The sequence below is a fragment of the Streptomyces xiaopingdaonensis genome (genome assembly GCF_000262345.1).
Classification (GTDB): domain Bacteria; phylum Actinomycetota; class Actinomycetes; order Streptomycetales; family Streptomycetaceae; genus Streptomyces; species Streptomyces xiaopingdaonensis.
Genome location: NZ_AJTQ01000086.1, coordinates 1 through 9,470, shown reverse-complemented (window position 1 = coordinate 9,470; position 9,470 = coordinate 1). Strand labels below are relative to the sequence as shown.

Genomic DNA, 9,470 nt, shown 5'->3' with positions numbered 1-9,470 from the left:
GGGCCCTGCCGCCGCAGCCGCGGGGACGGCAACCGCCTTGACCGCGGCGGCGGTTGCCGGAGGCCGGGATGCCGGGTACGGCCTCGTCGTCTCCGCGGGGATCGGCGGAGGGTTCCTTCCGGGCTTCGGCAGCACGGTAGCGGGCGGCCTGCACGACGGTCGCGAGGTCGACGAGGTCGCCGACGTCGCGACCGGGACGGCGGGCGGCGCGGACTCGGGACGACCGGTGGAGCGCTCCGGTCTGTGCATGGGGGGCGCGGTGGTCTCGCGGAAGATCGTCGCCGCCGACCTCGGGGCGCAGACCGCCGAAGGCGGGTTCCTGCCGGTGACGGAGCTCGGTTTCGGCACTTCCGAGCACCACTCGCCGGACCGGCTGGCGTACGCCGTGGCCGTTGCGACCGGTGGCGTGCTCGGCGACGTCCTCACCGTCACGACCGCGACCGGCACCGCCGACCGCGCCCGGGAGCTGACGGGGCGCCATCCGGAAGCGGCTGCCGAGGGCATGGAGGGGTTCGGCGTCGCCGAGGCCGCCGCGGCGCACGGGGTCCCCGTCCTTGAACTTCGGACCGTCTCCAATGCCGTGGGTCCACGCGACCGCGGAAGCTGGGCGATACCGGGGGCGTTGGAGGGGTTGCGTGGGGTGTTTCGGGGGGGTGCGGAGGTGTTGGTGGGGTGGGAGTGAGGGCTGGCTCGGGGGCTCGGGGCTCGGGGCTCGGAGCTCGGGGCTCAGGACTCGGAGCCCGGGGCTCAGGACTCGGAGCTCGGAGCTCGGGGCTCAGGACTCGGGGCTCGGAGATCAGCCCGGAGCCCGGAGCTCACCCCGGAGACGCGGGCCCAGCCCAGTTCCCGAAGCCCAGACCCGAACAACAACCCTCGCCCCACCACACCCCAACGCCCCAAAACCAACCCACCACCCACCCAGGAGCCCCCATGCCCACCCCTCCCCACCCCCTGACCATCGCCTACTCCCCCTGCCCCAACGACACCTTCGTCTTCGACGCGCTGGCGCACGGCCGCGTCGCCGGAGCCCCCGCCTTCGACGTCACCTTCGCCGACATCGACCGCACCAACGGCATGGCCGAACGCGGCGAGTTGGACATCCTCAAGATCTCGTACGCGGAGCTCCCCTGGGTGCTCGACGAGTACGCGTTGCTCCCCTGCGGCGGCGCACTCGGACGCGGCTGCGGACCGCTCGTCCTCACCCGCGAGCCGCGCCGCCCCGCCGACCTCGCCGGCGCGAAGGTCGCCGTCCCCAGCGAGCGTTCCACCGCCTACCTGCTCTTCAGGCTCTGGGCCGCCTCGGAGGTACCCGGCGGCGTGGGCGAGGTCGTCGTCCTCCCCTTCGACGAGATCATGCCGGCCGTCCGCGACGGCGCCGTCGACGCCGGCCTCTGCATCCACGAGGCCCGCTTCACCTACGGGCGCTACGGCCTCCACTCCCTCGCCGACATGGGCGAGCACTGGGAGACCACGACGGGCCTCCCGATCCCGCTCGGCGCCATCGTCGCCAAGCGCTCACTGGGCGAGCAGGCCCTGGAGCAACTGGCCGAGTCCGTACGACGCTCCGTCCGGATGGCGTGGGACGACCCGGAGGCGTCCCGCCCGTACGTCGCGGAGCATGCGCAGGAGATGGATCGCGACGTGGCCGACCAGCACATCGCGCTCTACGTCAACGAGTTCACCGCCGACCTGGGGGACGACGGCTACGCGGCGGTCCGCAGCCTGCTCACCAGGGCGGCGGACGAGGGACTCGTACCGCAGTTGAAGCCGGAGCAGCTCAGCTTCCCCTGAGCGGAGTCCTCGAGCCGGCGTCCGGCGCGCCGGACGCCGGCCCCGGCCGTCACACGTCGAGTTGATCGGCGACGGCCCGGAGCATCCCGGCGACCTGCCGGCCCGACTGCTTGTCGGGGTAGCGACCACGCTCGAGGGACTGGGAGATGCCCTCGAGGAGCGTCGTCAGGTCCTGGACGATGGAGGCCAGTTCGTCCGGTTTGCGCCGCTGCGCGGCCGCGACCGAGGGAGGCTGGTCAAGCAGTGCGACGGAGAGCGCCTGATCCCCGCGCTGACCGGCGACGACGCCGAACTCCACGCGCTGGCCCGGCTTCAGCGAGTCCACCCCGTCGGGGAGTACCGAGGAGTGGACGAAAACGTCCCCTCCCTCGTCGCGGGAGAGGAAGCCGAAGCCCTTCTCGCTGTTGAACCACTTGACCTTGCCGGTAGGCACGTGTCCTCGTCTCGTACTCGGCGGGCGAACCCGTCTGCGGATGCGGGAAATGCGCGAAACCTACGCGATATCGGCTCCGAGAGCCGTTGAGCGGATCGCAGGACCCGCATCGACCAAGGTTAATGGCCCAGGGCCCGGTGGCAAGGCGCCGCCGGGGGTTCCCCCACGTACTTGAAGACGGGCCTACCCTGGGCGAGTGAACGCTGAAACTCCTTCCGCCGGTGATCTTCTCGTACGAATCGGCGGCATCGTTTTCCTCGTGGGCGCGATCGCGACGGTCGTCACCGTCGCACCGCTCTTCCTCGGGACGGAGCCCTTCCCCTCCGCCGCGTACTTCGTCTGCATGCTGATGGGGGTCGGGTTCCTCGTCGCGGCCGCGGGCGTGGTGCGTACGGCGGCGGCGCAGCGGCGGGCGGCGCGCGAGGCGACCGTCTCGGCGGAGCGCTGAGCTCCGGTCGTCAGGACGCCAGGTGGCCGCGCCACCAGTCGGCGAACGCGGTGAGCTCCGGAAGGACGACGTCGGCCCCGGCCGCGCGCAGGTCGTCGGCCGGGATCGGGCCCGTCGCGACGCCGACGGAGAGGGCACCCGCGGTCTTCGCACCCGCGACGTCGCCGAGGTGGTCGCCGACGTAGACGCCCACCTCGTGGGCTCTGAGCGCCTCCGCCTTGCGTTCGGCCCACAGGTCGCCGACGAGGACGTCGGGCGTCAACCCGAGGTGGTCGAGGTGGAGCTTGGCGTTCCGCTCGTACTTCGCCGTGACGACGACCACCCGCCCCCCGGCTTCGCGGACGGCGGCCACCGCCTCCCGCGCGCCCGGCATCGCGTAGCTCGGCTTGATCGCGTACTGCGGGTAGAGGCTTCGGTAGACCTGCGCGATCCGCGGGATCTCGTCCTCCGGGAACCACTCGGCCAGCTCGACCTCGAGCGGCGGACCCAGCCGCGTGATCGCGAGCGCGCTGTCGATGTGCTGCCCCGTCCGCTCGGCGAGCGCGTCGTAGGCGGCGCGGATGCCCGGGCGGGTGTCGAGCAGCGTCATGTCGAGATCGAAGCCGACCGCGGGGACGGTGTTCGGAGCTGGATCAACCATGCGGCCATTCTGCCTGGCAGGGCCCGTGCCGGCTGCCGGGGCCCGACCGCTACGCCTGCCTGCGCGCCCTCCACAGCAGGAACACGGCGCTGGCGACGGCCGCCACCCGGAGCACCACGGGCAGCGCCCCCGACATCACCTCGCCGAGCGCTTCCGAACCCTCCGCGAGAGGCTCCCCCCAACGCCCGTCGAGCCGCCCCCAGAGCCACACCCCCGTGCCGATCGCGACGAGCCCGGGCATCCCCAACGCGGCCCACTTCGCTTCCGTACGGCTGAACTTCGGCGCCCACCACGCGGCGAGCCACCCCACCGCGAGCGCGATGAGCGACCCGAGGGCGGCGCCCGCCAACAGCAGTACGACAGCGGCTAGTTCCACGATCCCGCCGTGCCGCGGCCCGGCCCCTCCCCGCTTGCGGAGAAGGCCGCGCAGAGCGCCGGCGGGACCGCGCCGTGCCGTCTCCGCGCCGTCGCTCTCCGCCGTCTCCTCCTCGACGTCCGAATCCGCCGACGCCTTCTCCAGCGAAGGCCCCTTCCTCGGCTCCTCCTCGGACGCCGGCTGACGCCACAGCTCGGGCAGCTCGATGCCTCCGACGAACCCCGGAACGATCTCCTCCGAACCGCCGGGCGACGCCCCCTCGTCGCTCGGCCGCGCACTGTACGCGCCGGTGTCGAACGGCCCGCCGCGCGCGCCGGAATCCAGCCGCCACCAGTCGGGGTCGGACTCCTCGGGTCCGAGTTCGTCGAGTCCGGCGAGATGCGGGGGCGCGGCGCCCGTGGACGTCGGGAACCCGGAGGGCTTCTGCTGCGCGTCGCCTTCGCGCGGGGACGGGATCGACGGTCCGCTTTCGCCGTCCGCTTTCGGCCGGCCGCGGAACGGAAGCCGCCGGGTGCGCTGTCCCGGAGGCCTCGCTCCGGCGTCGACGGGGGTGTGCCGTGGCTCGGCGACCTCTCCCTCGCCCGCACGGGAGACGACCTCCTCGGGCTTGCCCAGTCGGGAGAGGATGCGTCGGACGGCGGCCTTGCTCTGTGCGCCGCCCTCCTCCGCCCGCATGCGGTCGATACTGCTGCGCAGGTCGCCGACGAGGCGTGCGCGCTCGGTCGCCGTCAACGATGTGCCGTGGGCAAGGTCGCCGACCCTGCTCAGATAGTCGAATACGAGCTGCTCGCTCTCGATCCCCACCGCTGCCCCAACGTGCTCGCCCGCCCCGCCGAGCGGGACCCCGCCATGCGCGTCCGGAACGACGGTACCGCGACCGCACACCGCGGCGCTGCGCCCCTTGCCCCTCCGTCGGTCGTGGGAGAGAACCGTTCGGCACTCCACGGCTCCCGGGCGCGCAGCTAACGTGGGAGAGATGAGCGAGGCGCAGCAGCAGCACACCGACGGTTCGGCCGACGGCCGGGACCGCCGTGGCACACCCCCGCGGACGCTCGCCGACGAGCTCAGGGCACGCGACGACGCGTCCCTCGCCGACCTGCTCCGCACCCGGGCGGATCTCCTGTCCCCCGTCCCGGCCGACCTCACCCAGCTCGCGACGAGGGCGGGTACGCGGGCGTCGATCGTCCGCGCCGTCGAACGCCTCGACACCTTCACGTTGCAGACGGCCGAGGCACTCGCCGTCGCGCCCGACCCCTGCGGCCTCGACACGCTGCGGTCGCTCCTCCCCGACGCCGGGCGCGCGCTCCCCGGCGCGCTGGACCGGCTGCGTCAACTGGCCCTGCTCTGGGGCCCGGACGACCGGCTCCGGCTGGTGCGCACCGCGCGCGAACTCCTCGGCCCCGGCCGTCCGGGCCAGGGCGGCTCACCCACGGGACTGGGGCCGACGCTCGCCGAAGCCGTCGCCGGGATGTCCCCGGGGCGCCTGCAGGAGATCCTTTCGCACACCGGTCTCCCCGGAACGCACGATCCGGTGAGCGCGCTCGATGCGTTGACCGTTCTCTTCGCCGACCGCACCGCCATGGAGGCGCTCCTCGCGCAGGCGCCCGCGGAGTCGCAGGAGGTCCTCGGCCGGCTGGAGTGGGGGCCGCCGTACGGCACCGTCGAGCAGCGGGACGGTGCTTCCCGCACAGCGAGGGCCGACGAAGGGCCGGTCTCCCCGCCGATCCGGTGGCTCCTCGATCGGGGGCTGCTCGTTCGCAGCGGTCCTTCCACGGTCGTCCTCCCGCGCGAGGTGGCGCTCCATCTTCGCGGGGGGCGCGCACACCGCGAACTGCGCCCCGTCGCTCCCGAGCTGACCGCGCGACGTACGCACACCGTCTCCTCCGTCGACGGAGCCGCGGCGGGGCAGGCGCTGGCGGCCACCGCGGTCGTCGAGGATCTCCTCTCGTTCTGGGAGGCCGAGCCGCCGCCGGTTCTGCGCGCCGGCGGACTCGGCGTACGGGAGCTCAAACGCACGGCGCACGCGCTCGAACTGCCCGAGCCCGTCGCGGCGTTCTGGGTGGAACTCGCCTACGCCGCAGGGCTCGTGGCAACCGACGGCGAGGAGGACGAGCGCTTTGCGCCCACCCCCGAGTACGACGACTGGCTCCGGGCGCCGGAGCACCTCAGGTGGGTCCGGCTCGTCGACGCCTGGCTCGACGGGACGCGGCTCCCCGGGCTCGTCGGCGAGCGTGACGCGAAGGGCCGGGGCTACGCCGCGCTCGGCCCGGGCCTCGACCGCGGCCCCGCCCCTGAGATACGACGTCGCACCCTGGAACTGCTCGCCGAGCCCGAGCCGGGCACCGCGCCGGAGCCCGACTCCGTCCAGGCGCGCCTCGACTGGGAGAAGCCCCTCCGCGGCGGCGCCTCGGGCGAGCTGCGCCGCGCTCTCGCCGAGTGGACGCTGAAGGAGGCCGAGTCCCTCGGCGTCACGGGCAGGGGCGCGCTGGCAGAGTACGCACGCCCCCTTCTCGCGCCGTCCGAGGGAGAAGGCGCCGCAGCGGCTGCCGAGGCGCTCGCCCCTCTGCTGCCTGAGCCGCTCGACCACGTCCTCCTCCAGGCCGACCTCACCGCCGTGGCCCCCGGGCCGCTCCAACGCGAACTCGCCGATGTCCTCGGCTCGTTGGCGGACATCGAGTCGAAGGGCGGCGCCACGGTGTACCGCTTCTCCCCCGCCTCCGTACGCCGCGGGCTCGACGCGGGGCGCAGCGCGGCCGACATCCACGCCTTCCTCGCCGCGCATGCGCGGACCCCCGTGCCGCAGCCCCTCACCTACCTCGTCGACGACGTGGCGCGTCGCCACGGCGCCCTCCGCGTCGGAGCCGCCTCCTCGTACGTGCGCTGCGACGACGACACCCTCCTGGCGGAGATCCTCGCCGACAAGCGCGGCGCCCGACTGCGGCTGCGCCTCCTCGCCCCCACCGTGCTCGCCTCACCGGCGCCGCCGGACCAACTCCTCACGCGGCTGCGCGAGATGGGGTACGCGCCTGCGGCCGAGTCGGCGACCGGGGACGTCGTCGTTGCCCGTGCGGAACGTCACCGCACGCCGGAGCGCACGCCGCCGCGCCCGGTGCCGGACGGGCCGCCCCTCCCGGATCCGGCGTTGCTCGAAGCGGCCGTCCGCGCCGTACGGGCAGGCGATCACGCGGCGGCCGCGGGAGCCGGAGCGGTGTCGCCCCCGCGCGGCCAGCGGCAGGCCGGCTCCACCGGTGAGCTTCCGCGTACGACGGCTGCCGAGACGCTCGCGACGATGCAGTCGGCCGCTCTCACGGGGGGCGAGGTGTGGATCGGCTACGTCAACGCCGACGGGGCCGCCAGCCAGCGCGTGCTCGCGCCCGTACGCGTCGAGGGCGGATTCGTCACCGGGTACGACCACACTGCGGAGGAGGTGCGGACGTATCCGCTGCATCGGATCACGGGGGTGGCGGAGCTTTCCGGGGGGTGAGCGGGGCTTGGCTGCGGGGCTTTCGGCTGTCGGAGGGCTGCGTCGTGTTGCGGTGGCATGGCTGGTCGGGTGTGTGCCGGGGGCTGACCGGTTTCTGGTGTGATCCCGGTCGGGTGCGTCGCGCAGGACGAGCGCTGGGTGGTCGGAATGGGGAGGGTCGTGCGCGTTGTTGTGCGTGCGGCGTCAGGGGTGCGACCTGAGCTTCGGGGAAGGCTTTCGCGCCGGCGGGGTCAGGAATGCGGCACACTGGACGCTTGGCTGGGGCTGGACGCCGGTTTCGAGTCCGGGCTTCGAGCCTCGGGGCGGCTCCGGGGATCGGGGCGGGCTTCGGGGGCGGAGGCTCGCGTACCGAGAGCTGGAAGCTGAGCCTTTAGCCGCGCTTTCAGCAGGGCGGGCCGGGGCTTAGGTGTGGAGCCGAGCCCCGAGCCCCGAGCTCCGAGCCCCGAGCTCCGAGCTCCGAGCCCCGGGCTTTGAGCCCCGAGCCCCGGGTTCGTGGGCCGTAGCCCGGGTTACCGAGCCCCGAGCTTCGGGGTCGGAGCACAAGGCTCTGGGTCCGGTTCGGGGCGTTCGGGCCCCGGAGCCCAGAGCGCGAGTGCACCGCTTCGAAAGGCGAGGCGGCCTCGAACCATCCGTGATCGGAGGAGAAGCACGTGCCAGGTGGCCCTTTGATCGTCCAGAGCGACAAGACGCTCTTGCTCGAAATCGACCATGAGCAGGCTGCGGAATGCCGCCGGGCGATCTCGCCCTTTGCCGAACTGGAGCGGGCGCCCGAGCACATCCACACCTACCGCGTCACGCCGCTCGGGCTGTGGAACGCTCGTGCGGCCGGTCACGACGCTGAGCAGGTCGTGGACGCGCTCGTCGAGTACGCCCGCTACCCCGTCCCGCACGCACTGCTTGTCGACATCGCAGAGACGATGGGCCGCTACGGTCGCCTGACGCTCAACAAACACCCCGCGCACGGTCTCGTACTGGAAACAACCGATCGTCCCGTGCTGGAGGAGATCCTCCGCTCCAAGAAGATCCAGCCCCTCGTCGGTACGCGCATCGATCCGGACACCGTCGCCGTCCACCCGTCCGAGCGCGGGCAGATCAAGCAGGTCCTCCTCAAGCTCGGGTGGCCGGCCGAGGACATGGCCGGCTACGTCGACGGAGAGGCCCACCCCATCGCCCTCGACGAGACCGAGTGGCAGCTCCGTCCGTACCAACGACAGGCGGTTGAGGGTTTCTGGCACGGCGGGTCCGGAGTCGTCGTACTGCCGTGCGGAGCCGGGAAGACGCTCGTCGGCGCCGGGGCGATGGCCGAGGCCCAGGCGACGACGCTGATCCTCGTCACCAACACCGTTTCCGCGCGCCAGTGGAAGCACGAGCTGGTGCGACGGACCTCCCTCACCGAGGAGGAGGTCGGCGAGTACAGCGGGACGCGGAAGGAGATCCGCCCCGTCACCATCGCGACGTACCAGGTGCTCACGGCCAAGCGGAAGGGCGTCTACCCGCACTTGGAGCTCTTCGACTCCCGGGACTGGGGCCTCATCGTCTACGACGAGGTGCACCTGCTGCCTGCTCCCGTCTTCAAGTTCACGGCGGACCTTCAGGCACGCCGACGCCTCGGCCTCACCGCCACCCTCGTGCGGGAGGACGGCCGGGAGTCCGACGTCTTCTCGCTGATCGGGCCGAAGCGCTTCGATGCCCCGTGGAAGGAGATCGAGACGCAGGGCTACATCGCGCCGGCCGACTGCGTCGAGGTGCGGGTCAACCTCACGGACTCCGAGCGGCTCGCCTACGCGACAGCGGAATCCGACGAGAAGTACCGGTTCTGCGCCACGACCTTCAGCAAGCAGCGCGTCACGGAGGCCCTGGTCAGGAAGCACCAGGGGGAGCAGACGCTGGTGATCGGGCAGTACATCGACCAGCTCGACGAGCTCGGCGAGCACCTGGGCGCCCCGGTCATCAAGGGCGACACCACCAACGTCCAGCGCGAGAAGCTCTTCAGCGCCTTCCGCGAGGGCGAGATCGACTGCCTCGTGGTCTCCAAGGTGGCCAACTTCTCCATCGACCTTCCCGAGGCGACCGTGGCCATCCAGGTCTCCGGCACCTTCGGGTCGCGACAGGAAGAAGCGCAGCGTCTCGGGCGGGTCCTCCGGCCGAAGGCCGACGGGCACGAGGCGCGCTTCTACTCCGTCGTCGCCCGCGACACGATCGACCAGGAGTTCGCCGCCCACCGCCAGCGGTTCCTCGCCGAGCAGGGCTACGCGTACCGCGTCACGGACGCGCAGGAGCTACTCGGCGAGGGATGAG

8 protein-coding genes are annotated in these 9,470 nt (G+C 72.7%); 5 read left to right on the top strand and 3 right to left on the bottom strand.

Annotated features, from left to right (window positions below):
• The coding region (gene mqnB / locus UWG_RS29605) for a futalosine hydrolase (RefSeq protein WP_033196006.1) at positions 1-682 on the top strand (682 nt) is incomplete at its 5' end.
• A gap of 248 nt (positions 683-930) precedes the next feature.
• The gene (locus UWG_RS0107150; protein ID WP_016906519.1) at positions 931-1,791 is read left to right on the top strand and encodes a 1,4-dihydroxy-6-naphtoate synthase; all 861 of its coding nucleotides are present in this window, start codon (positions 931-933) and stop codon (positions 1,789-1,791) included.
• Positions 1,792-1,840: 49 nt separating this feature from the next.
• Here UWG_RS0107150 and UWG_RS33940 read toward each other — a convergent pair whose 3' ends face one another.
• Complete coding sequence (locus tag UWG_RS33940; protein ID WP_016906518.1) at positions 1,841-2,224, bottom strand: cold-shock protein; 384 nt, start codon at positions 2,222-2,224, stop codon at positions 1,841-1,843.
• A gap of 196 nt (positions 2,225-2,420) precedes the next feature.
• Here UWG_RS33940 and UWG_RS0107140 point away from each other — a divergent pair, with 196 nt between their 5' ends.
• The gene (locus UWG_RS0107140; protein WP_029391239.1) at positions 2,421-2,672 is read left to right on the top strand and encodes a hypothetical protein; all 252 of its coding nucleotides are present in this window, start codon (positions 2,421-2,423) and stop codon (positions 2,670-2,672) included.
• 10 nt (positions 2,673-2,682) lie between these two features.
• On the opposite strand, the gene UWG_RS0107135 is transcribed toward UWG_RS0107140, so the two are convergent.
• Complete coding sequence (locus UWG_RS0107135) at positions 2,683-3,312, bottom strand: HAD family hydrolase (protein WP_016906516.1); 630 nt, start codon at positions 3,310-3,312, stop codon at positions 2,683-2,685.
• Between the two features lie 49 nt (positions 3,313-3,361).
• A complete protein-coding gene (locus UWG_RS0107130; protein ID WP_016906515.1) occupies positions 3,362-4,492 on the bottom strand; it encodes a hypothetical protein in 1,131 nt (376 codons plus the stop codon).
• 172 nt (positions 4,493-4,664) lie between these two features.
• On the opposite strand from UWG_RS0107130, the gene UWG_RS0107125 reads away from it, so the two are divergent.
• Positions 4,665-7,172 carry a helicase-associated domain-containing protein gene (locus tag UWG_RS0107125; protein WP_016906514.1) on the top strand — a complete coding sequence of 836 codons (2,508 nt, stop codon included), beginning with the start codon at positions 4,665-4,667 and terminating at the stop codon, positions 7,170-7,172.
• A gap of 650 nt (positions 7,173-7,822) precedes the next feature.
• The gene (locus tag UWG_RS0107120) at positions 7,823-9,469 is read left to right on the top strand and encodes a DNA repair helicase XPB (RefSeq protein ID WP_237720013.1); all 1,647 of its coding nucleotides are present in this window, start codon (positions 7,823-7,825) and stop codon (positions 9,467-9,469) included.
• Position 9,470 lies beyond the last annotated feature (1 nt).